Annotated in this window: 19 protein-coding genes; 3 read left to right on the forward strand and 16 right to left on the reverse strand. The window is 45.9% G+C overall.

Features of this window, described 5'->3' with window-relative positions:
* Nucleotides 1-159: 159 nt before the first annotated feature.
* From ASD24_RS19630 to ASD24_RS19680, 11 genes are all read right to left on the reverse strand, one after another.
* Nucleotides 160-540 (reverse strand): hypothetical protein, encoded by a 381-nt coding sequence (locus ASD24_RS19630; RefSeq protein WP_056699279.1) that lies wholly within the window; start codon nucleotides 538-540, stop codon nucleotides 160-162.
* 230 nt (nucleotides 541-770) lie between these two features.
* Complete coding sequence (locus tag ASD24_RS19635) at nucleotides 771-1232, reverse strand: GNAT family N-acetyltransferase (protein WP_056699281.1); 462 nt, start codon at nucleotides 1230-1232, stop codon at nucleotides 771-773.
* A gap of 174 nt (nucleotides 1233-1406) precedes the next feature.
* On the reverse strand, nucleotides 1407-1790 hold the full coding sequence (locus tag ASD24_RS19640) for a hypothetical protein (RefSeq protein ID WP_056699286.1): 384 nt from the start codon (nucleotides 1788-1790) through the stop codon (nucleotides 1407-1409).
* 144 nt (nucleotides 1791-1934) lie between these two features.
* Entirely contained in the window at nucleotides 1935-2732 is a 798-nt protein-coding gene (locus tag ASD24_RS19645) for a TIGR02391 family protein (RefSeq protein WP_056699288.1), read from the reverse strand.
* 645 nt (nucleotides 2733-3377) lie between these two features.
* Nucleotides 3378-3659 carry a hypothetical protein gene (locus ASD24_RS19650; protein ID WP_082560470.1) on the reverse strand — a complete coding sequence of 94 codons (282 nt, stop codon included), beginning with the start codon at nucleotides 3657-3659 and terminating at the stop codon, nucleotides 3378-3380.
* A gap of 216 nt (nucleotides 3660-3875) precedes the next feature.
* A complete protein-coding gene (locus tag ASD24_RS19655; RefSeq protein ID WP_056699293.1) occupies nucleotides 3876-4196 on the reverse strand; it encodes a hypothetical protein in 321 nt (106 codons plus the stop codon).
* 196 nt (nucleotides 4197-4392) lie between these two features.
* Nucleotides 4393-5508, reverse strand: coding sequence for a tyrosine-type recombinase/integrase (locus ASD24_RS19660; RefSeq protein ID WP_327205252.1), 1116 nt, complete (start codon nucleotides 5506-5508; stop codon nucleotides 4393-4395).
* Nucleotides 5509-5767: 259 nt separating this feature from the next.
* Nucleotides 5768-7810, reverse strand: a complete 2043-nt coding sequence (locus ASD24_RS19665; protein WP_056699295.1) for a B12-binding domain-containing radical SAM protein — start codon at nucleotides 7808-7810, stop codon at nucleotides 5768-5770.
* A gap of 628 nt (nucleotides 7811-8438) precedes the next feature.
* Nucleotides 8439-10319 carry a DNA helicase RecQ gene (gene recQ / locus ASD24_RS19670; RefSeq protein WP_056699299.1) on the reverse strand — a complete coding sequence of 627 codons (1881 nt, stop codon included), beginning with the start codon at nucleotides 10317-10319 and terminating at the stop codon, nucleotides 8439-8441.
* 405 nt (nucleotides 10320-10724) lie between these two features.
* Entirely contained in the window at nucleotides 10725-12935 is a 2211-nt protein-coding gene (locus tag ASD24_RS19675; protein ID WP_056699303.1) for an ABC transporter ATP-binding protein, read from the reverse strand.
* Between the two features lie 38 nt (nucleotides 12936-12973).
* Nucleotides 12974-14773: an ABC transporter ATP-binding protein gene (locus ASD24_RS19680; protein WP_056699306.1), complete on the reverse strand. Its 1800-nt coding sequence runs from the start codon at nucleotides 14771-14773 to the stop codon at nucleotides 12974-12976.
* Nucleotides 14774-14887: 114 nt separating this feature from the next.
* Between ASD24_RS19680 and ASD24_RS19685 the strand changes: the two genes are divergently transcribed.
* Nucleotides 14888-15781: a helix-turn-helix domain-containing protein gene (locus ASD24_RS19685; RefSeq protein WP_056699309.1), complete on the forward strand. Its 894-nt coding sequence runs from the start codon at nucleotides 14888-14890 to the stop codon at nucleotides 15779-15781.
* Between the two features lie 15 nt (nucleotides 15782-15796).
* Complete coding sequence (locus ASD24_RS19690) at nucleotides 15797-16342, forward strand: DUF5412 family protein (RefSeq protein ID WP_056699312.1); 546 nt, start codon at nucleotides 15797-15799, stop codon at nucleotides 16340-16342.
* Between the two features lie 190 nt (nucleotides 16343-16532).
* On the opposite strand, the gene ASD24_RS19695 is transcribed toward ASD24_RS19690, so the two are convergent.
* The 5 genes from ASD24_RS19695 to ASD24_RS19715 all read right to left on the reverse strand — a co-directional run bounded on the left by ASD24_RS19695 (nucleotide 16533) and on the right by ASD24_RS19715 (nucleotide 21761).
* Complete coding sequence (locus ASD24_RS19695) at nucleotides 16533-17642, reverse strand: glycosyltransferase family 2 protein (protein WP_235540691.1); 1110 nt, start codon at nucleotides 17640-17642, stop codon at nucleotides 16533-16535.
* Between the two features lie 260 nt (nucleotides 17643-17902).
* Nucleotides 17903-18649: a class I SAM-dependent methyltransferase gene (locus ASD24_RS19700; RefSeq protein WP_056699317.1), complete on the reverse strand. Its 747-nt coding sequence runs from the start codon at nucleotides 18647-18649 to the stop codon at nucleotides 17903-17905.
* Nucleotides 18636-20030, reverse strand: a complete 1395-nt coding sequence (locus tag ASD24_RS19705) for a nucleotide sugar dehydrogenase (RefSeq protein WP_056699957.1) — start codon at nucleotides 20028-20030, stop codon at nucleotides 18636-18638. The genes ASD24_RS19700 and ASD24_RS19705 overlap by 14 nt, the downstream gene beginning before the upstream one ends.
* A 25-nt stretch (nucleotides 20031-20055) precedes the next feature.
* Nucleotides 20056-21045 carry a polysaccharide biosynthesis protein gene (locus ASD24_RS19710; protein ID WP_056699318.1) on the reverse strand — a complete coding sequence of 330 codons (990 nt, stop codon included), beginning with the start codon at nucleotides 21043-21045 and terminating at the stop codon, nucleotides 20056-20058.
* Between the two features lie 26 nt (nucleotides 21046-21071).
* A complete protein-coding gene (locus tag ASD24_RS19715; protein ID WP_056699321.1) occupies nucleotides 21072-21761 on the reverse strand; it encodes a glycosyltransferase in 690 nt (229 codons plus the stop codon).
* A gap of 407 nt (nucleotides 21762-22168) precedes the next feature.
* Between ASD24_RS19715 and ASD24_RS19720 the strand changes: the two genes are divergently transcribed.
* Complete coding sequence (locus ASD24_RS19720; protein ID WP_056699324.1) at nucleotides 22169-22879, forward strand: GT-D fold domain-containing glycosyltransferase; 711 nt, start codon at nucleotides 22169-22171, stop codon at nucleotides 22877-22879.
* Nucleotides 22880-22908 lie beyond the last annotated feature (29 nt).

The raw sequence follows: 22908 nt of genomic DNA on the forward strand, positions 1-22908 counted from the left end.
GATGTCTCATAACGTTTCTGTATTCATGAACCCCAAAGGGGTTGTCTGCTGAAATTCATCTTTGAAATGCATCCAGCAGACCAAGGCTCCATAGAAGCCGCGGCTTGAATATTATGTTAGGAGAAGTGCTGCCTGAATTACCCAAGAATATAGTAGATTTTATAATCCCTCATTTTTTATAAAGAATCCTTCAGGGTAATATTCATCGTCCATTAATTCAACATCAGGATACCTAGTAAACACAGTTTCAAATTCATCTGTTTCAATTAAGAAATTTACTACTTCATAGATCCTTTCTTTACTTCCAATATCAATTAGAACCATATCACTAGAACAGAAATACCCCCCATTCATACATTCTCCGGTTTTTCTATTCTTTTCTCTTAATGTTTGTATGTTCTTATATGTAAAGAAACTTGCACTCCACTTCATTCGATTTGAAAAGACTACAATTACATCAGTATTTACATCATCATTATCCCATTGTCCTTTCGCCCATTGTTCTGCTTCTATCCAGATAATTTTCTCTAAATTTTTCATTAAATTAATCCCTTTAGTAGTTTTTTCTAAAATCTTTTTTATTTGTGTAAGGGTTCTCTATTAATACTCATTTTTTGACTTCGGCATTTCTCCTAACGTTCCTGTATTCACGACTCGACGACTGTCGAGTATCCGGCGAATGCCGGATCAAGGGCGTATGCCCGCAGCGTGAATATTATGTTAGGTGATGTATTCGGCTTCTTCGAATTACATTCAAATCATCAGTTGCACTATAAATCTTTATACCTATATTCTCTGTAACTTATAAATCCACTCTTGTCATAAAAATTCTTTGCAATTTCATTATTCACCCAATAATCCACTTCAATCTTGCTAATCTGGTTTTGGGCAGCGATCTCATGGGCTTTATTCATTAATTGTTTTCCAAGACCTTGATTCCGATGTGCTTTAATGACATTTAATTGATGTATATATAATGACTTATATGATTTTCGAAATGGGTTTTCTTGATGTTCCTTTATTTCAATCCATATGTAGCCCAGTTCTTGTCCTTGCTCCTCAACAATATAAAATTGATAGTTAGGATTCATCATGATTGATTTAAAAAAATCACTTACTGCTATGTGATCATGTTCTTTAAAATGATTCGGATACATTTGAGCATGAATATGTTGTACTTCTCGGTTAAGTTCACTAATTAACTCATGATTTTGAGTTCGAATAATATCCATGTTTTGCTCCTTTCATTCTTTTATATGATTTTATTTAATGTATTTCCGAATATTTCACCTAACGTTCCCGTATTCACGACTCGACGTATGTCGAGTGTCTGGCGAATGCCAGACCAAGGACGTATGTCCGCAGCTTGAATATATTGTTATGGGATGTACCCTGATTTACAAATTTCACTTCAACTTCTCTACTTTAATTTCCTCAATCTTGTTATTGCTCATTTCCATTACTGACCCTAAATCAAATAAAAAGTATTTCACTTCATCATATCTTTGACTTTTTCTAATCGTTCTAAAATCAAAAATGATTCTTTGATCTTTATATTGAAAATCCAGCAGTTCGAAAGCCTGAATTCGGCGATCTTCTCCCCACGTCCATGACTGTCCAAATGCTCTTAAAAGAACTAATTCGGATTCTTCAATGTCTTCTGCCATTAATACATGGATTCTAAACCTCGTTCCTTTTTCGTTTAGAAATTCTGAACTTGTATAGAGGTTCAAAATTCCATTCCATTCAAAGCTTTGATCCTCGTAGTAATCGAAATCGTCAATAGTCATACGTTTTACATCCTTCAATTGATGTTTTTGATCTTGGGTATTTCCCATAACGTTCCTGTATTCACGACCCAACGAATGTTGGGTGTCCGGCGTATGCCGGACCAAGGACGAATGTCCACAGCGTGAATATACTGTTAAACGAAGTTAATTTTCTCTTAAAACGCTACTTGAATCGTCTACTCTATATGCTAATAGGCTAATTAAAATGATATAGTCCATAGCTCTATCAGGATCATCGGTAATATTCCCATGTCCTCTTGGATTTCGAATTCCCATTACAACTCCCTCAAACAAGTGCATGATTCCTTCTTGTTCATCTAAATCAGTCTGATCTATCAAGTCATTAAAGCCTAAAATGGGTTTATTTCTCGAAAAAACTGTTCTAACTAAGTTTGTTCCATCTAAGTCATGTCTTTTTGATTTTTCTTTAACATAATTAATCAATGATTTAGACGCTTCGAATACAGCACTTGAAAAATGACCATCTTTATATAAATTCAAACAAACATTAGAAATACGTGGATGCAAATTTAATCCATTGAACGTTTGAATTTTGATAGTGTCAGGATCTTGTTCCAAATCAAATTTTTTCTCTGCCAATCTTTCTATCAAACCGTTTAACATACTAATTGCATGTTCAATGCCCGATTGAAATTTTGTTTGTTTTCCTAAAAACGAATCACCAATTACGTATGCTCCTTCCCAAATGACATAGTGTTGATATTTAATAAACTCAGGCGAAAACTGACCATAAACTTCTCTTATTGTTTCTTTGATACTTTCCTCAACATTTTCAACTTTTGGGTCTGAGTAAACAGTTATTTCTCTTAATTCTTCTATATCTTGAACTCTACGTTCTAATTTAGTGATTCCTCTATCTATCTCTTTAATAGTAAATTGTTTTATTTGTACCGTCGTTTCTTCTGGATTTTTCCTTGTCATATTCTAAGCCTCCCACATCATATGTTTTAGATTAATTTCGTTTAACGTTTCTGTATTCATGAACCCCGAAGGGGGTGTCTGCTGAAATCCCTCCTCGAATTCCTTCCCGCAGACCAAGGCTCCAACGGAGCCGCTGCTTGAATATGATGTTATTGGACGGTCTTGCCTCCTTCGAATCTACTGCACATTTCTCTTCAATGTTATGTTTCTTCATGTATGTGTTTTTTGATCTTTCATGGTTCTCATTTTTTATGTTATTTCATTTTCATTGGTCTTCATTCTCAATATGTCCTTGATCCTCAATCTCTTTTGATCTTTTGAATGTTACTTGACCTTTTTTTAATCCGATTTTTAAAATCGCTTTTGTCCTTCAATGTCATTTGATCTCTTCTTTGATCCTTTTTTGTTAATCGATTTTTGACCTTTCAATTCTTTCATCCGATCCATTCAAGGCTTTAATCCATTGCAAGTCTGTTCCAATAACGTTCCTGTATTCACGACCCGACGCATGTCGGGTGTCTGGCGTATGCCGGACCAAGGGCGTATGCCCGCAGCGTGAATATTATGTTATCTGATGGATACGTCTTCTCCGATTCTTCTTACTCCTTAGGTTTCTGTATTTAAATAAGTCTTCCAATCGCTTCTCTATAAACGGATATAGCTTTCAAATTCTATTTTCGCTATGCCTTTCAATTGCTTGTAAATCTCTTTCTCAAATTGATCGTTCTGTACTAAAATCATGGCTAACGATTCTCCACAACTTACTTTAATCATCGCATCCGTTAAATCATGATTGGCAGTGATCACTAAAGCCTTTATTACCGTTTCATTATTATATTCACTGAGACCCATCGCTGCATCGTCTCGCTCAGCATCTGAAGCTCTTTCATCTATTAATATTTCAATAAGCATTTCCCACTTCTTCACAGGACTACCTCAACATTCATGTCTATTATTGTTTGTTTAAAATTCTTCTCTAGCTTTACGTATCTTTCAGATAACGTTCCTGTATTCATGAACCCCGAAGGGGTTGTCTGCCGAAATGCCTCAACGAAATCCATCTCGCAGACCAAGGCTCCATCGGAGCCGCTGCTTGAATATCAGTTATCTGATGGATACGTCTTCTCCGATTCTTCCTACTCCTTATGTCTCTATGTCTAAGTATTTCTTCCAATCGTTTCTTTTTGAATTGATGTTGCTTTCAAATTCTGTCTTCGCTATGCCTCTTAGTTGTTTATAAATCTCTTTTTCAAATCGATCATTCTGTATAAAAATCAGGGCTAGGGATTCACCACAGCTCGCTTTTACCATGTTGTCAGTTTTATCATGTTTTGCTGTTATCATTAAGGCCTTCATTACATTTTTATGGTTATATTCACTTAGATCCATGGCCGCATCGTCTCTCTCAGCATCTGAAGCACTCTCATCTAACAATATTTCAATAAGTTTTTCCCACTTCTCCATAGGACTCCTTCAAAATAATTCTGTTTATTGTGTTCTATAATTATTCTCTAGCTTTAAGTATCTTTCAGATAACATCTAATTTATGTACTTCGTAAATACCACAGATCCTGGCTGATATCTGACTACGTATATGATACCCCAAGCACTGGTATTTGCGAAGAAGAATTTAGCGAAAAAGGTAGATTTATAGAAGCCCTCAATCTCCCAGATCCAGACGATCCAGCGGGCTCTGAATACGCTGAATATTCTTTGTACTCACATGCGTATATCGCTGGGTTGTTCGTGCACTCGTGTGACCAAGCAGCTCCTGGATATAGCGCAGGTCTGTTCCATTTTCCAGTAAATGCGTGGCGAAAGAGTGTCGTAAGACATGAATACTAACCTTTTTCACAATGCCTGCGCATTGTCTAGCTTCTTCAAAGACCTTTTGCGCACTACGCTCGGTCAGATGCCGATCCGAAGATTGTCCCGGAAACAACCATCGATGGGGTTTAAACTCGGTTATGTATTCCTGCACAATTTCCCAAGCTAGATGGGAGAGTAGCGTTCTTCGATCCTTCTGACCTTTTCCCTGCCTTACAATAAGGGTCTGGCGCTCAATATCCAGATCGCTACACCGCAGACGAACGACTTCACCTACACGAAGACCAGACGAATACGTGAGAAACAGAATCGTTTTATGCTTGAGATTAGTTACGGATGTGAGTAATTGAGCCACTTCTTTTTCAGACAATACTTGTGGCAACTTGGTCTGCTTCTTGGGACGAATATACTGGATCTCTGTAGGATGATGGAGTACATGTTTGCAATAGAAGCGAATTGCGCTGATCGTCTGGTTCACACTGGAATGGGAGATTCCTCGCTCAAGCAAATCTAAACAGTACGTCTGAACTACAGAAGTAGTCACAGCTGTACTTTCAATTTGGCAGCTACTCAGAAAGCGTTCGATCTGATTACAATAGGCTTTGATCGTTTTGCGACTGCATCCTCGTAATGTTAATGCCTTCTGTAATGGTTCTTTGCTCCATGCACTGTTTCCCTTGCTAGCTTTCCATTGCTGTAAATCCTCACTTTCCACCCACAACTCTGGAGCAATCTGAACATCTTTTGGATTAAATTGATTCATGAACTCCTGTATAGCTGATGTGGTGTAGGGGATGACCCATACTTTTTCTTTCGCTTGCCACGTTCTACCCGTGATCCGACGAATCCGCTCAATGTGTGCAGGGTTATACGGAATATAAATGTGCAGTACCCCAGCAGAACCTTTTGATATCGTAATCGTCTCTTTGGTCGTAGCATGTTCATTCATAGGAAACCTCCTTAGATTGGGTGGATTCTGCTTTTGCTATCATTCTGAAAAACAAAAAGGAAGGCCCTTCTTCCTCCCCTAGGGAATCAGACGACCTTCCGATGCTTTCGGATCATATATGCTGTTGTAAAAGGTAGAGCGGAGCGCGGCTTATGCAGTGGCAAGCCGCGCGTAAGAGTGAGGTGCTGCGCCCAAATGGGCAGCACCTCATGGAGATGCACCGCGTCAATGATCGCGGTGCTCCCCCTGCCGCTGCAACCTACATAGCAGCGGCTTCTTCTCCCAGCGGCAGCGTGTAATACTGCGCCTGCTGCCCCTCATGCTGCTGGTATACAACGACCAGCAGCGTCCGGCCTTTCGCGGCAAGCGGGCTAGCGCCAGCAAGCACCCGCTCAAGCCGGAACGGAAGCACGTCCAATACGGCGTGCTTCTGCAGTTCTTTTTCGCCGAGACCAAGGTCGGCGAAATCACGGGCACCCATGACCGTCTGTGCAGTCATGGCCGAGGTCATCGGCAACGCACGCGAAGCGTTGCCGTCCCCACTGTCCGCCGCTCCATCCGTGGCGGACTCAACCGCGTCGCGCGCTGCAAGCGCCGCAGCATCCCCGCCATCGCTGCCGATGATACCCGCCGCATCTGCGGCAGAGTCTTCCCCGGCAGCAGCCGAACTTCCCACAGCAGCACTGGCACCTGTGCCGCTGCTTTCCAGCCATGCCGAGCCTGCGGCACCGGCAACACGTGGCAGACGAACGTCTTCTGGACGTTCAGCCAGCGTTTTCATGTAACCCGCCCACTGGTCTTTCTGGAGTACGTCATCCCACCAGATTTTGCGTGGCTTGTACTTGTGTCCGAGGAAGTAGTCCAGCTTCATCAGACCGAGCACAATATCCATATGCGGCGTATTCCGCGACTCTAGGAAGCTGTGCAGGCGGGTGAATAGATCCTCCAATTGGTGACCAATCTTCTGCCAGCCTTGCCCTTCCCAGTAATCCCCGAACGCTTGGAAGAAATCAAACGGCGAGTTGAACTCCTGCTCCATCAGATACTTCAGCGTATGATCCATCCGGTGTGCGTTCCAGTATTTCTCCAGCACATCCTCCAGACGCTTCAAGCGCACGATGTCGCTGAACGGCAACACATCACTGCCCAGAATCTCATACGGCGCGTGATCCATATAGGTATAGTTGTACTTCTCGGCATCGAGACGCAGCCCCGTACCGCGCAGCATTTTGAGGAATCCGAGCTGAAGCTCTTCAGGCCCCAGAGCGAATACATCGTTAAACGTCTTACGGAACGTATTGTAATCTTCCTCCGGTAGTCCGGCGATGAGATCCAGATGCTGGTCGATTTTGCCGCTGGCTTTCACCTTGTTCACCGTACGGCTCAGCTTGGTAAAGTTCTGACGGCGTTTCACCAATTCATTCGTTGGATCATTCGTGGACTGTACCCCGATTTCGAATCGGAACGTACCCGGCGGCGCATTCTCTGCCAGATAATCGAGTACCTCAGGACGCATGATGTCAGCGGTAATTTCAAACTGAAAAACCGTCCCCTGATGGTTCTCAATCAGGAATTTGAACATCTCCAGCGCGTAATCCCGCTTGATGTTGAACGTTCGGTCTACAAACTTGATCAGCTTCGCACCCTTCTCAATCAGGTACAGAATGTCCGACTTCGTCCGTTCGATATCGTAATACCGCACGCCGACCTCAATACTGGATAGACAGAACTGACAGCTGAATGGACAACCACGACTCGTTTCAAAATAAACAACCCGCTTCCCGAGATCCGGGATATCCTCTTCAAATCGATGCGGTGACGGCAGATCGTTCAGATCCGCCTTCGGGCGTCCTGGCATGAGAATGACCTCTTCCCCTTTGCGATACGCCAGTCCATAGACAAAGTGATACTTCTTACTGCCCGTAAGCTCCGTCAACAGCTGATGCAGCGTCTCTTCGCCTTCACCCATAACGATGAAATCCACATTAGGAATCCGGTTCATCCAATATTCCGTGTCATAGGACACTTCCGGCCCGCCCAGCAAAATTTTCACCTCAGGCATAACCTTTTTCAGATTATCAATAACCTTAATCGTCTCTTCAATGTTCCAGATATAACACGAGAACCCAATGACGTCCGCACCACGTTGGTACAGATCAGACACAATATTCATGACCGGGTCTTTAATCGTATACTCGGCGATATCAATATCAAAATCCTTCTCACTGTACGCCTTCAGACAACGCAAAGCCAGCGAGGTATGGATATACTTTGCATTTAATGTAGAAAGAATAACCTTCATGGTTCACAACCTTTGCCTGGACACCCAGACCATATTTTTTTGGGAAAAGTAAAGCTCCACAGCCATCCAAGCCCATGCCTTCTCATAGAATAAGCCTGTACCGCTATCTACACCTTCGTTGCACTTGCACGACTAATTATACATATACTTCAGCTTCCATAGGTAACTATTCCACATCTCATGGACATATCTGGAATTTGTCTTTCAAAGAGTGGACACGCTTTTTAAAAAGACACCCTTCTCTCAGCCTCATCCAACTACAACATATAGACCAGACAACAACGAATCAATCTACATATTGTACACCCTTTGGTTCATGCTCTCGAGCGACAATGTCCACCTTATGAAAGACAATCTTTCACCATTTGTCCATCACTCAGAGACTGAAATCGAATAACCAACTTAAATACAAACCCTGAACACCGAGCTTGATTACCAAACTCAAATACCAAACTCATTAACTTCTATGCCCGCTAGATCACTAGATCATGCAGTCATCCCTCATCCCCATGCTCATGCTCATACTGTTGCATTCTTTTGATTACTCATTTATCCACCGAAGCAATACCAGGAGTATTCATTTATCGATCCAGCAACTTGAGCAGTGTTCATCTACCAATCCAGCAACTTACTCATACTCGTAAAAGGCATCATCATCCGTATCAACCTCTTCGCCTGATTGTCTCTGGAAGAATTCCAAGAACGGTAATCCGTACTTACGATACTTGACCTCACCGACCCCTTTAATAGTCAGCATGTCACGTTCCGTCTTCGGACATACCACACTCATCTCGCGAAGTGTTGCATCATTGAAGATGATGTAAGACGGCACATGTTCCTTCGCCGCCAAGTCACGCCGGATTAAGCGTAGTTGCTCAAATACCGTTTCGTTAACCGCAGACGGCATCGCATCACGACCACGACGTCCACCATAGTTAGTACCCGAAGCTGTTGCAGCCGTCTTGCGCACCACCCGTTGCATGACTTCACGCTGACCTTTGAGCACTTCCACCGCCAAAGGCTGCAAACGCACTACCGGATACTGCCCCTCGGACAGCATCAGATAACCTTCGGATACCATAACGTTAATAATCTCCGCAATTTCACGCTCCGTACGATTGCCCATCACACCGTATGTTGGCAGGGAATCGAAGCCGTAATCCAGCACCTTTTTGGCACGGGAACCTTTGAGCACCGAAGCGACCAGAGATACACCATACCGTTCGCGCATACGATGAATGCAACTGAATATTTTCTGTGCATCAATCGTCATATCTACCAGCTCGCGATCATCCGTACAGGAACTGCAGATGCCGCAAGGCTTGTCCTCATGTACCTCACCGAAGTAGTCCAACTGCGCACTGCGCAGACAACGTGTTGTATAACAGTAATCCACCATCTGTTGCAGCTTCCGGTAATCATTTTGTTTCCGGTCACCCTCCATTGGATTCTGTTCAATCAGGAACTTCTGGGTGATAATGTCCTGTGCCCCGAATAACAATATGCACTGACTTGGATCTCCGTCCCGTCCAGCACGTCCGGCTTCCTGCACATATGCCTCCATATTCTTCGGCATGCTGTAATGCAGCACGTAACGCACGTTGGACTTATCAATCCCCATGCCGAAGGCATTCGTTGCCACCATCACGCGGATATCATCGTACAAAAACTGCTCCTGGCTCTGAGCCCGATCATCGTCTGTCATACCTGCATGATAACGTCCTGCGGGCAAGCCTGCATGCAATAAACGTTGATGCAGGTCGTCCACGTCCTTACGGGTCGCGGCATATATAATACCTGGCTCACTCTCATGCTCGCGCGCGTAGTTCAGCACAAAATCCTTCTTGCTCTCACCGCGCAGCACGCTGAACGCCAGATTATCCCGCCCAAGTCCGGTCACGTATGTCTGCGGATCCTGCAAACGCAGCAGCCGCAGAATATCGCCCATGACCTCGGGCGTTGCCGTCGCCGTAAAGGCCGCAACCACCGGCCGCTCCGGCAAACTGTCCACAAACGGCGCTACCGCCAGGTAGCTTGTCCGAAAATCATGACCCCACTGTGACACACAGTGTGCCTCATCCACAGCCACGCACGAGATGGGCAACTGCGCCATCTCATCGCGGAACCAATCCAGCTCCAGTCGCTCCGGCGCGACGTAGAGCAACTTCAGATCACCGCGCTGTGCTGCGCGGATGCGTTCATTCACTTCTTTGCCGCTTAACGTACTATTGATGTAAGCGGCGGCAATGCCAGCGGTCGTCAGCGCATCGACCTGATCCTTCATCAGTGATATGAGCGGGGAAACGACAAGCGTTAGCCCCGGATATAACAGAGCGGGAATCTGGTAACAGATGGATTTACCGCCCCCGGTTGGCATAATGCCCAGCGTATCCTCATATTCGAGCAGGCTGGATACGATTTTTTTCTGGCCCTCGCGGAAGTCGGGGTAACCATAATATTTTTGCAGGAGACCCTGCGCTTCTTCTAAAGTAGGTGCTTGCACACTCATGTAAAGACTCCTTACTTGTCACCGGTGTTCCTCCACCAGCTTGGTCCGATCCGATTCTGACATCCGAACACGGCACCATTGCCGTATCCTTGACAACAAAATGGCGTTCTCATGACTTGTCCGTCAAGCAAAACGCCGCTCCCTTTAGTTTAACGGGACAGACCCGAATGAGCAACCGCGTTTTCATGTCTAACGAACTTTGGTATATAAAGACTGTTAAATAGGAATAGGAACCTTCTTTTAATACTGATTTATGTTAGGCACAACTACGGCTCAAGATCCATCCCAAGCAGCAATTCAGTTCAGGCGCAGTGAACATCCATGCCCAGTTAATCTTTTCCACCCAAATAAAACAACCGTCCTGTCTTCATTAGACAAAACGATTGTTCTCTAATTCACCATCAGTTACGAATTCTTACCATTCATGTGATAATACAACCCTTTGCTTTCCATCAGCTGCTCATGCGTTCCATCTTCAACAATTCGACCTTGATCCATCACGAGAATGCGGGAACACTGCTGAGCAACCTCCATTCGATGAGTAACAAGTAATCCTATTTTGCCTTTCATAAAGGTTAACAGATGCTTCATTACATGATGCTCTGTCTGCACATCAAGTGATGATGTTGGCTCGTCTAGAATATACACATCAGATGTTCTTAAGAACAGTCTGGCCAGCGATAGTCGTTGCTGCTGACCTCCAGATAGATTGGCACCTTTTTCTTGCATGAGTGCTTCATACTGTCCTTCTTGTGCCTCAATAAATTCATCTAAACCTGCTTGCTCTGCTGCAAGCTTTACCTTATCCAATGCAACGTCTCTTCCCAGCCGAATATTCTCTGCCATTGTTCCTGTAAAAAAAGTCGGTGTCTGCGGCATATACGTCACAGTGGATTGGCTATCCCTAGCCAAATATTGCGTAACTTCCTTATTATGCAACATTACGTTCCCAGTTGTAGGCTCAATCAGCCCTGCACATACCTGACATAATGTAGATTTGCCTGCACCACTGGCACCAACAACAGCAACGAGTTCACCAGGAACCAGATTCAGCGTAATCTGCTCCAGAATGGCCCGTCCGCTTTCTTCATCCGATACCGTAACCTGTCTGAGCCGAAGCATAACAAGTTCGTTATCTTGATTTTTTATCTGATGTGCTGTTTGCTTTGCAATCCCTTGTTCATGAGATAGAGCTCCCCATGGTGATTGCTTTTCTGCATTCTTTGGCTCATGTTTGTGTCGTTCTGAATCTCCTACCGCATCTAACGTTTTATTTAAGTTATTCTCCAGTGTTTTATCTAATACTTGATCTGGTACTTTCTCCGTTGCTACATCCAGTGTTTCATCAAATTTTATGTTTTGTAAAACACCCCGTACCTGTGCATTCGTTTCCTGAATCTCCTTAGACGCATCCATTTTCTTCGCCATCTTATCCGCTCGCTCCAGCCATGCTGAGATACGCCCAAATGCACCCACACTGGACTGCATCTGACTCCACTGGCTGGATAGACCGAGTACAGGCCACACCACGAGTTCGAACAGTAAACTACTTGCCACAACCATACCGGGAGACAAAGTCCCCCTCGCTGCTGACAACGCAATAAGGAACAATGCTGCCAGTTGAGCCAAACCAAACACTGCCATCGCCACATTGTCTGACATGCTCAACATCATCTGCAGCTTCGCCTGAACCCGATTCAGCGATTGCTGTTGGGTTCGAAAACGTGTTAGAAACCATGGTGCAGCATGATACGTCTGAATTACCGGTATGCCCTCCACATATTGTTGAATCTGTTGCTGTGACTCACCTTCTCGTGATTCAACCTCATCGGATAGACGTACAATCCGCTCATCGTACAACCTCGCCGTAAACCAGATTGCGGCTGCACTAATGAGAGCGATAACCGCAACCCATGCATCTGCACGGTACAAGTATCCTAGCGATAGCGCAATAATGAACACAACGGTAACACCCTCCGCAATGGCTTCCACCACTTCTGCACCATGCTTGGTGTCTTCCTTAATACGAAGCATCACATCCCCAGACTTCTGCCTGCGAACCCATGCATAGGGCATTCGATTCAACAGCTTCAGAAGATCCATGGACATGTCTCGGTGCATCGACTCCTTGAGCCATACCAGCACATAACGATGCATCGCCAGCAATACGATAAATCCGCCCAGAATGGCAACGAAAATTATCGCAGTACTGTTCAGACGCTGCTGTCCACCATCTTGGATGGCATCTACGAAGAATCCTTGTACAAAAGCAAGTCCCCAATCAAAGACAGCATCTGCTGCGATAAAAATAAGTAAAATCGCCACAGCCAATCCATAAGGCTTCATCCAGCGGTAAATAACAGGCCACACTGCGGCAAGCGAAGCCACTTTCTTCTCATCTTGCTCTTCGGCTTGCTTATCCTCTCGCTCATGTGGGATATAAATCTCGTTCTTCACATCACCTTCATTTATCGTATCATTTTCGTTCGTATGATTTACTCTCATTCCATCCGCTGTAATCATCTCACGATTGATCTCCGTCCCCTTGCTGCCATCGGCATGTACCGTATCTACCGTATCCTCGTTCTTGATATGTTTGTTATTCTTGCTACTCATGGTGTTCCTCCAATCTCACTTCCGCACCCAAATGTGATTCAATTGCCTACTGCACTCTGCTCCGTAATATAGCTTCGATATCCATTCGGACGATTCAGCAGCTCATGATGTGTGCCCACATCTTGGATGCGCCCCTTCTGGATATAGATGACCTGATCTGCCCGTTCAATCAATGACAATCGGTGGGTAACCGCAATAATCGTCGTGCCTTGTTCTGTTGTCATCCGGCTCATTAGACGATTCAACTGCTGCTCATGCCATGGATCTTGAGATGATGTTGGTTCATCCAGTAATAAAATATCCGGGCTTCTAAGAACCGCTCTCGCTAAACTAATCCGTTGGAGCTCCCCGCCAGACATCGAGCCACCTTGTGGCTGAAGCTCGGTCTTATAACCGAATGACTGACGCATAATGGCGTCATGTGCATGTGTCATTTGCGCTGCAGCCTCTACTTGAACCGTCGTTACTCCTTCTTGTCCAAAAACGATATTTTCTTCCACCGTGCCTGTGAAAATAAAGGCTTGTTGCGGAACGTATACCTGATGCACCTGGTCTGTCTGTGCAGAGCCAGTAACTTGTATTGCACCTTCGTTAGGAGCATACAACCCGGTTAACAATTTCAATAAAGTCGTTTTGCCACACCCACTAGATCCTGTAATGACAGTGAGTTTGCCTTGCGTAGCTGTAAATGAAATATCCGATAATACTTCTTCCTGCTCCGCATACCTGAAGGAAACATGCTGTACAACTATGTTGTGCGGCGTAACTTGTTCAGCCAACTGATCTGAACGTAATTCAGGATGTACGTATGTATTGGTTTCAAAAGTGGATGCCATTGGCTCATCTGTTCCAGCGTTCTTTTTATCCAAATCTAATACTTCAAAGATTCGTGACGCATGAGAGGCTGAGCTGATAAAGTCATTCCATAACCCTGAGAGTGATTCGATCGGACGTGTTAACTGACTGCTTGCAACCAGAAAAGCCGCCAGCCCGCCCACATCCATATGTCCATTCAACACCTGCATTCCACCCAGATAGAGAATTAGGATCATCCCTCCATACGTGGAGATTCGTCCAGCTGCCTCTGAGAGACGTTGCAACACAGATACCGACATTGTCTGTCTGAACACTCGATTCATTCGTTCCTTATAATGATGCTGCACATATCCCGCGAGTCCGTAGCTACGAATCTCAACAGGAGCTTGTATAATCTCAGTCAACATTTCATCTCTTGCTGCTGCACTAGCGTTCAATAGATCATGTTGACGTTGTAAATGTCTGCCTAACCCCACCGTTATAAGTGGGTAGATTAACGTAAATGCAATAACAGCCAATGACAACGGCAGGTTCACCCAACTGAAATAAGCAAAGGCGAGAATGAGTTGAATGATATTTTTGGCCAGTTCAATACCATGTTGGTTGATCCCTTTCTGAGCTTCTTTAGCAGACGTCCAGACTCTAGCCGTAAGATCACCTGTGTGATAATGTGTCAAATCTCGTGTCTCGGTGTTGCCAAGAGATGAGAGTAATAGAGTCTGTACAGATAAGAGTGATTTTTGCTGGAACAATGTCTCGACCCACGTCATGAATGCGGTTACAAATATACGCAATACCACAATGGTTGCACCTATAATTAGACCGGAATAGATTAACGAAACCTGTGACTCCGTCGCTCCCTTAACCAATCTTCGGATGGATTCCAAATAACCGACCTCAATTAAGGAAGCCGTAAAGGCTGCAAACAGTAATAGGATGATGAACATGCGATATCGTCCTGTTAATTTCCACAAACGAATCATCATACTTCGTGTGGTATAAGTTCTTTTTTGGGTAATCATAGAACGTTTCTCCGATCTTGTTGTTAGTTAAGCTCTTCGCTATGATATCATTGAAGATAAGGAAAAAATGAACATTTATTGCTATAACTACTTGAACCTATGAGGGAGATTCCGATGCAACAAGATCTACTAGAAACTTTTGATATGTTATTTGACTATATTGAGACTCATATTCAAGAAAAACTGTCCCTCGATCAACTCGCTGCAATTGCTCATATATCTAAGTTCCATCTGCATCGGATGTTCAAACATCTTAGCGGTCAACTTCCGGGGGAATATATCCGTGCTCGCAAACTCGCTCGTAGCTTGGAGCAACTCGTTGATCGGAACTGGAAGATTATCGATATCAGTGCACACTATGCATTTGAATATGAACAGTCCTACATACGGGCATTCAAGCAAGCTTTTGGCATCACGCCATTACAATACCGCAAGCAAGGAGCTCATGATCTCCAGATTACGGCTCGCCTAACGACAGCAATGATCACCTCTCTTCCGCACGGCTATGTGCTGAGTCCAACTTATGTACGGAAGCCCGCCATGAAGCTCGTCGGTCAGCAACGCAGCATACGGTACATTGACAATGAGACCTATTATGAGGCTACGACAGCAGGAAACACCTTCATAGAGGAGCATTTTGCAACGATACCCGATGCGGTGCATCCTGGCGTTTACATTGGTTTCACCCGTGAAATCGATAATGATCATAGTATCTATCAGCCTTCTGTTGAAGTGAGTACGTTTGATCATGCTCCTGCGGGTTTGGATCAGATCGAGGTACCAGCCAGTCAATATGCGGTTTTCAAGTTCATCTGTGACTTTCATTCCAGCCTAATTAACATTGATCATCTAGACAGTGTCTGGACCTTTATTGATGAATATTGGCAGAGTCGTTCGGGATATGCCAAGCGTGATTCGTATTACTTTGAATGGGTGGATGGTCATCTGGCGGAGGAGAACTACGGAGAATTGGATATCTACATTCCGGCACAGCAGATATTGGATTAAAGGAGGCTCACCTTATTGGAGCATAACAATCGTACTAACGAAGCAGCAACTACAGAAACTAAACTAACCAAACCCTGGATTAAGCGCCATCCACTGTTCGCTGGGTTTCTATTGTTTGTAATCGCACTTATCGTTGTTGGCGTTCTCTACTACATCCTTCGTATTTACTTCTCGACATTCGATCGTTCTGAACAAGGATACCTTGCTTATTCGATGCCTTCACGGAACGGTGAATATGTAGCCGAAATCTATGGTGTTCCTTACGGTGGTGCGGGGACAGGGGGAGTAACCATCTGGGTCGATGTTCGATCAACCGGAAACGGATCTGCTGGTGCAGACTCTAGTTTTGTAAAAACCATCTATCGTGCCAAACATCGCGGAGCTAACCACCTTGAATGGGAAAATGAAAAAACGCTCCGGATTGAAAACCGGAACGAGTATAATGATGACACCGTAACGCTGAATATTGAAGAGGACATCTATGATGGATGGAACTTTGCATGTAAGAGCCTGCGCATGAAAGGTGAATACGTGCGTTGCCTCTCTCCTGAGAAGCAGTAGTAGCAGGGATGCTTAAATGAATTATTTCCGTCTGCAGCAAAACGAGATTAAACGATTAGAGCAGACATTCTAGCACGTAGCTTACTCATTAATCACGGCCCTGTGCTTGTTTCTTTCTCCACTTTTGGCTCATTCTCTACTCTTGCTCTTTGCTCTTGCTCTACGCTTCCTTCACTCTGCCCACTGTCAATCAATCCTGGTGAGGTTCAGATGTCGCCTGACGCACCATCGTTTCCAACTTCTCCCGATTATTGAGCAAACCGGGATCAGTCGGCACATATGCCAGCGCCTGAATATTATGCTTAAGCGCCTGTTCCCAATGTCCCAATTGAGCATAGGACAAGGAGAGCCGGGCATGAGGAAGCCAGGTTCGACATGCCGTTGGTACGGGACGGAACCCCGGATCACGGGTGCCTACATCAAGGGCCTGCATATACCAATAGATTGCGGTCATGTGCTCTTGACGTTCTTGAAAGCAAGACGCAATAGCGCAGCAGAAGTCTGCATGGGGCAGGTCGAACTGGAACGACTGCAATAAGGCGCGAAGCTTATAGCTCGGCTTGCCAAGCCGTTCATAACATTCCGCGAGCCGCGCGCAGGCAATCAGTCGATCCTCGCGATAACCCTGCGGCTCCTGCAGCAGCTTCTCGTAGCCTTGCACCGCAGCCCCGTAGCGCTTGCGGTCATAACATTCGCCTGCATAATAGAACAGCAGGCGACCCTGGGCTACGCCCTCTTCGGCGATCCATTTGCGCAGGATGCGCACGTTACGCGCCGAATGATTGCTCGCTTCGCGGCGGTGCGTGACTGCAATGTCTGCCGTCATCACTCCGCTCCGCGGAAAGCTCAGCTGCTCGTGCAGCCGGCCATGCCAGCGGCACCCTGCGCTGCGCTTGACCAGGCGGTTCCGGCGGTCCGTCACTAACGGACTTGCCTTCACCCCCTCGGCCAGCGTGTAGTTCAAAACCACAGCTTCCGTCTCACCATCTGACGGAAGCTGCTCTTTCAGCGCTTGAAGCTTCGCCTGATCACCCGGCAACAGCACATCATCTGCATCCAGCCAGAGAATATACTCCTGCGTGGCCTGTTCGAATGAGTAATTACGAGCTGCAGCAAAATCATCCTGCCATTCATATGTGTAGACTTGGTCGGTATACTGCGCAGCCACATCCATGGTTCGGTCAGATGAGCCTGTATCGACAATGATGATCTCATCCACAATTCCACTCACCGAATCGAGACAACGTGCCAACGTGCGTTCTTCGTTCTTCACGATCATACATAAACTGATAGTGATCACGGATATATGCCCCTTCCTTGCCCCTACACTTATGCGATGAAGCATCTTATTCAACGTTCGTGATAACTTTCATATTCCGAGTTGTTACCCTGGAGACTTGCCCAATTTTTTCAACATAGCCTACGGTTGTACATCCATTTTATAAGTCTCCTTGGTGCAGCTTAGCTTGATATATCGTACTCTCCCTCTATACTTGTTGTGTCCGCCTTATCTTACTTCTCTAACCGTTCTTACTATCCTTACTACTTTCACTGTTCTGACTACTGTTTCTCCGCTTCTTGTTTTCGCAGACGCTTAACCTGTTCAACAGCATTGTCGAGCGCCTTCTTCCGTTGATTCATCAGTCGTAGGTGGCTCCGCTCAATTTCGGCAAAATGGGCATAGTCCAGTTCCATCCATGTTTTCATTTCACTTGGCGTAGGGGAGATATATGGATTGACTTCCCAGCGTTTGCGTGCAGTGCAGCATAGATACTTATGATGAACCTCCAGCTTCACCACTTCGAAATACGGCAACAAACACATTGCAAGCTTGCCTGCATAGAAGGTCTGTTTATGATCATGAAACGGATGATATCCATAGGGAACCGTCACGACCAACGTTCCCTTTTCATGCAATAACCGATGGATCTGCATTAATAACTTCTCGGGATGCGCAAAATGCTCTAACACTTCGCCAAGCAGTACCGTGTCGAAGACAGCCCGTTCCTTCCACTGCGTAATGTCCATCAGCCGGAAATCCACTTTACTCCGCACAGGCTTCGATTCCTTCGCCAGCTCTTCCTTCGCAAACCGGATGCTCTCTTCCTCCAGATCAATGCCGGTTACCCGAAAGCCTTCACGTGCCAGCAGTATAGAGGTAATCCCCTGACTGCATCCGATATCCAGCATTCGCTCGCCTGTCGCTTCCCGGCACATCCAGTGAATTCGTGTCCTCGTTGCTTCATGAGATTCTTCCGAATTAATCTCACCATAGTACCGCTCATTCACCCGGTCATGATTCGCCATCGCTATCTCCTACCTGTTCAGACGAATGGCTTGCCATTTCCTCAGAAGCAGTTAAGATGGGCGTTTGGGCTGGATGCCCAAGCACCACAATGTTGCCCCCATGGACACCTTGGGTAGCATTACGGGTATCGAAGATGCGTTTCGCGTGGTCAGCCATCTCTTGATAATCAAATCCGCTATGATCCGTTGTGATAATCACAAGATCCGCCCATGCCCATAGTTCAGGTGAGGCTGGCTGAGCTTGGATAATCGTACCGTCGTCCTTGCGGAAGACAGGCACCATCGGATCGGTGAAGACGACCTCTGCTCCCGCTGCACTCAGCAGTCTGAAGACATCCAGTGCGGGAGATTCACGCAAGTCGTCAATGTCTTTTTTGTACGCCATACCTGCCAGCACAATTCGTGCATCCTTTACGAAAATTCCACTCTTCATTAACAATTCCACTGCCCGTGCCACCATACGCTCCGGCATCTCCCGGTTCGTTGCATCGGCTAGTTTGATGAATTGCAGCTCCGACCCCTGTCGCTCTGCCGCCCAGGATAGATAGATTGGATCAATCGGAATACAGTGTCCACCAATCCCCGGCCCGGGGTAGAAAGGCATATATCCAAACGGCTTCGTCGCAGCAGCGTCCAGCACCTCCCAGATGTTCACTCCCATCTGCTCGCATGCAGGTGTAAGCTCATTCACAAGGGCAATGTTCACGCTGCGAAACGTATTCTCGAACAGCTTGGCGGTCTCAGCTACGGTGGTAGAACTCACCGGCACAATTTCATTCAAGAAAGAGCCGTAGAACGCTGTTCCATAGGCTAAACAGGAGGCTGTAGCACCTCCGATGATCTTCGGTGTATTTTTCACCCCATAATTCACACTACCTGGATCGACCCGCTCAGGAGAATAGCAGACATGGAACTGTTTGCCCACTGTCCAGCCTGTGGCTGCTTCAATGGGTTGCTTCACATGCTCCTCCGTCGTTCCCGGATACGTGGTGCTCTCCAGTATGATAAGGCTTCCCTGTTTCAGATGAGGGGTTATGCCTTCGACTGCTGCGGCGATATATGAAATATCCGGTTGATGACCTGGCGTTAGTGGTGTTGGTACACAGATGACAACGATATCCGCCTTAGCGACTGCCGTATAATCCGTTGTTGCCGTGAATAATCCTTCTGCGGTTAATGACTGCACCACTTGATCCTCAATGCCGATCACGTAGGAATCCCCCGCTCGAAGTCTCGCAACCTTGAGTGTATCAATATCAATGCCATGTACTCGATAACCAGCCTGCGCCATCTCCACCGCCATCGGAAGCCCCACATAACCCAGCCCAATGACAGCAGCAAGAAGGGAGCGGTTGTGTATGCTGTCTTGCAATCCTTCCATCTCCAAACGCTCCGCCTCCCTTCTATTAATTAATAAAGCCGCCTGCACGCAAAAACTGAGCTATCGCTTGTTTGTTCATCATGGCAGTGTCTGAGCGGTATTCGGAAAGTGTGACACGAGGCAGGCTGCTGTACTGATCTTGCAGGCGCTTGTCCGGTTCCTGCGGCAATATGACATAATATTGCTCATCATACTTATAGGTACGCGGTGATTCGAAGGGTGAGATGAGCACTTCATGTAGTTTCTCGCCTGGGCGAATGCCTGTAACCTGGTAGTCATAGGATGGGCGACCCGCCTTCTCTAACATGACCGAGGCTAGATCGGTCATCTTGCAAGCTTTCATTTTCATCACAAATGTCTCGCCGCCTACCGCCGCCTCAGCCGCCTTAAGCAGCAAATGTATTGCTTCCGCTCGTGTCAGAAAAAATCGAGTCATGCCTTTGTCCGTAATCGTAAGCACCTTGCCCTCATCGATCTGACGACGGAACAATGGCACGACACTGCCACTTGTTCCTAGCACATTGCCACCACGGATGCAGACAAATCGAGTATGCTCACTTAGCCCATTCGCACGAATCATCATCTTTTCACCGAGCGCCTTGGTCATGCCATACACGTTGATTGGATCAACTGCTTTATCCGTGGAGACATCAATCACCTTAGGAATCTTCATACGAATGGCTGCTTTAATGATATTCTGTGTGCCAATGACATTGGTTTTGAAAGCTTCATCCGGCTGGTCTTCACATACGGGTACATGCTTCAGTGCGGCCAAATGAAAGAGAACATCCACATTCCGGCACGCTTCCTCCACTGCTCCATAATCCCGAATGTCTCCGATAACAAAGCGCAGCCTAGCATCATGACCAAAATCACGTTGCATCGCAATCTGAGCATACTCATTACGCGACATGATGCGAATCTCAGCTGGATCCTGTTCCAGCAGTACCTCGGTCAGCTTCTGTCCCCAGGAGCCTGTTCCTCCAGTGATCAAAATAATTTGTCCTTTAATCATGCAAGAATGCCTCCTTCATTAGATCGTTAGATCATGAATTCACGTAATACCTGAGCCATCTCGTCTCGGCTTAACCGATCTTTGGGTGGTACCTTTTTGACCGATGTGTTGTTGCTATGCACGATATTGACATAATTGCGGGGTGCGAGCAGCTCATGTGGTAGATCAATTACATTTCCATGCGTACCGCGGCCTGGCAGCTTTACTCGATAGCCTGAAGCGTACTCCTCCGTCCGGTATAGGTAGACATAGAACTGCGGAGAACGATGAAATGCGGGTGCCATCTCATGATTCACACTATCCCACAGGTAGCCGTTCTGATTAATTAATGCCATTGTCTCCGGCTGTGGTTGTATATCGTATAACTGTTGAACAAAGGTACGGTGGTACAGATCATCCGAATCCAGACGGGCAATATAGATGTGTTCTGCCCCTTGTGCAAAAGCTAGAATGGCACGCACACTCTCAATATTGGTTCCAAAGCGAATATTAGAAGGTAATGGCTCTTGTTCCGCAAGAATCTCTTGCATCAACTCGCCTGATTCCTTCGCCAGCTTCACAACGGTAATAAAATTCTGATTCGTCTGCGCCTTAAGGCAATGCAACGTAAAGGTGCGAAAGATGTTCATCCGTCGCTCTAACCATTCTCTCGTTAACCGCTGCGGATCCATGCCATAATTGTTGAAGTTAATCTCAATAACGACTTTCCTAGACATAACATCCCTCCTCATGTAAACAGCCTTTCTTCGGGTTGCCTTTGAACCATTTTCATAGTTTTGCAACCTATGCTGTGCAGAAATACATGTAATGCGTTGTTGCATTCCACCCAACTTTCATAGCGCAATTCTCTTATCTGCCATCTCTACAAGGTATGAAACAGAGGTAGCATCGGTCAGTACACTTGAACTACTTTTCACAAAATAGATTGATATACACCCGAAGATTCGCCTTATATTACGTGGTCATTAAAGTCGGGTTTTCAGTACCGAGAAGATGGGATGAAGGTAATCACTTCATCAAAAGTGGACTTATGGAACAGCCTTTTACAGGTCGAACGTACAAAACGTTAGCGCAGCCATTACATAGAATAGGTCAATAGAATACGAAGGAGGTTTAATCTACGATGAATGCTATTTATCTTGAGACAGATGGTGTACTTGATCAGCTCGAAGCAGCACTTGTAGAGAAGCGTCCATTTTCTCTCGTTCGCGTGGGCGATGGCGAGAATATTGTCATGTCTCAGGAAACGGTCTGGAGTGTGGAGCAGGTGCTTCAAGAGCGCTGGGCGATCAAAGCCAATTTAGGGCAAAAGGGACTTCGTCTCCCCGATTTTCAGCTCAGAGATCACGTTGCCGCTTCTATACAACGAGCTAATATTGTTGGTGTGCTTCCCCCAGGGGATATGACGATTAAAGCACCGGATTATCTCAAACGCCCGCTCACGGATATGGTATTTGCTCACTATGGTATCGCTCCGGCACTTACCTGCCATGCTTGCGTCAATCGGGAACTCGTGCAGATGCCACGGTTCTGGTCTATGCTTGCTGGTAAACGGGTACTGCTCGTGACTCGCGAGATCGATGCCCTTCGCGATCGGCTTGTACAAGAACCGTATCATCTCCAGATCGCAGCAGCGCTTCCCTTTGATAATTGGGATCAGACAGATGAAACACTGCAATGGATCGTAACGAACCAACATATGTTCGATGTTGCCCTCTTCTCCTGTGGAGTTAATGCAGTTGTTCTCGCTGAGCGCACAGCCGCCCTAGCGGGCAAAGTTGCTATTGATTTTGGCAAAGCAGGCAATATCATTCTGAAAGGCCGTGCTAACTGAGTTTGCTTTGGGCTCTTGAATTACATCTG

This window comes from Paenibacillus sp. Root52 (assembly GCF_001426865.1).
In the GTDB taxonomy this organism is placed as follows: domain Bacteria; phylum Bacillota; class Bacilli; order Paenibacillales; family Paenibacillaceae; genus Paenibacillus.

Excerpts from the sequence above, each read along its gene's own strand:
- ASD24_RS19630 (WP_056699279.1), bottom strand. The coding sequence starts at position 540 with ATGAAAAATTTAGAGAAAATTATCTGGATAGAAGCAGAACAATGGGCG.
- ASD24_RS19635 (WP_056699281.1), bottom strand. The coding sequence starts at position 1,232 with ATGGATATTATTCGAACTCAAAATCATGAGTTAATTAGTGAACTTAAC.
- ASD24_RS19640 (WP_056699286.1), bottom strand. The coding sequence starts at position 1,790 with ATGACTATTGACGATTTCGATTACTACGAGGATCAAAGCTTTGAATGG.
- ASD24_RS19645 (WP_056699288.1), bottom strand. The coding sequence starts at position 2,732 with ATGACAAGGAAAAATCCAGAAGAAACGACGGTACAAATAAAACAATTT.
- ASD24_RS19655 (WP_056699293.1), bottom strand. The coding sequence starts at position 4,196 with ATGGAGAAGTGGGAAAAACTTATTGAAATATTGTTAGATGAGAGTGCT.
- ASD24_RS19660 (WP_327205252.1), bottom strand. The coding sequence starts at position 5,508 with ATGAATGAACATGCTACGACCAAAGAGACGATTACGATATCAAAAGGT.
- ASD24_RS19665 (WP_056699295.1), bottom strand. The coding sequence starts at position 7,810 with ATGAAGGTTATTCTTTCTACATTAAATGCAAAGTATATCCATACCTCG.
- recQ (WP_056699299.1), bottom strand. The coding sequence starts at position 10,319 with ATGAGTGTGCAAGCACCTACTTTAGAAGAAGCGCAGGGTCTCCTGCAA.
- ASD24_RS19675 (WP_056699303.1), bottom strand. The coding sequence starts at position 12,935 with ATGAGTAGCAAGAATAACAAACATATCAAGAACGAGGATACGGTAGAT.
- ASD24_RS19680 (WP_056699306.1), bottom strand. The coding sequence starts at position 14,773 with ATGATTACCCAAAAAAGAACTTATACCACACGAAGTATGATGATTCGT.
- ASD24_RS19685 (WP_056699309.1), top strand. The coding sequence starts at position 14,888 with ATGCAACAAGATCTACTAGAAACTTTTGATATGTTATTTGACTATATT.
- ASD24_RS19700 (WP_056699317.1), bottom strand. The coding sequence starts at position 18,649 with ATGGCGAATCATGACCGGGTGAATGAGCGGTACTATGGTGAGATTAAT.
- ASD24_RS19705 (WP_056699957.1), bottom strand. The coding sequence starts at position 20,030 with ATGGAAGGATTGCAAGACAGCATACACAACCGCTCCCTTCTTGCTGCT.
- ASD24_RS19710 (WP_056699318.1), bottom strand. The coding sequence starts at position 21,045 with ATGATTAAAGGACAAATTATTTTGATCACTGGAGGAACAGGCTCCTGG.
- ASD24_RS19715 (WP_056699321.1), bottom strand. The coding sequence starts at position 21,761 with ATGTCTAGGAAAGTCGTTATTGAGATTAACTTCAACAATTATGGCATG.
- ASD24_RS19720 (WP_056699324.1), top strand. The coding sequence starts at position 22,169 with ATGAATGCTATTTATCTTGAGACAGATGGTGTACTTGATCAGCTCGAA.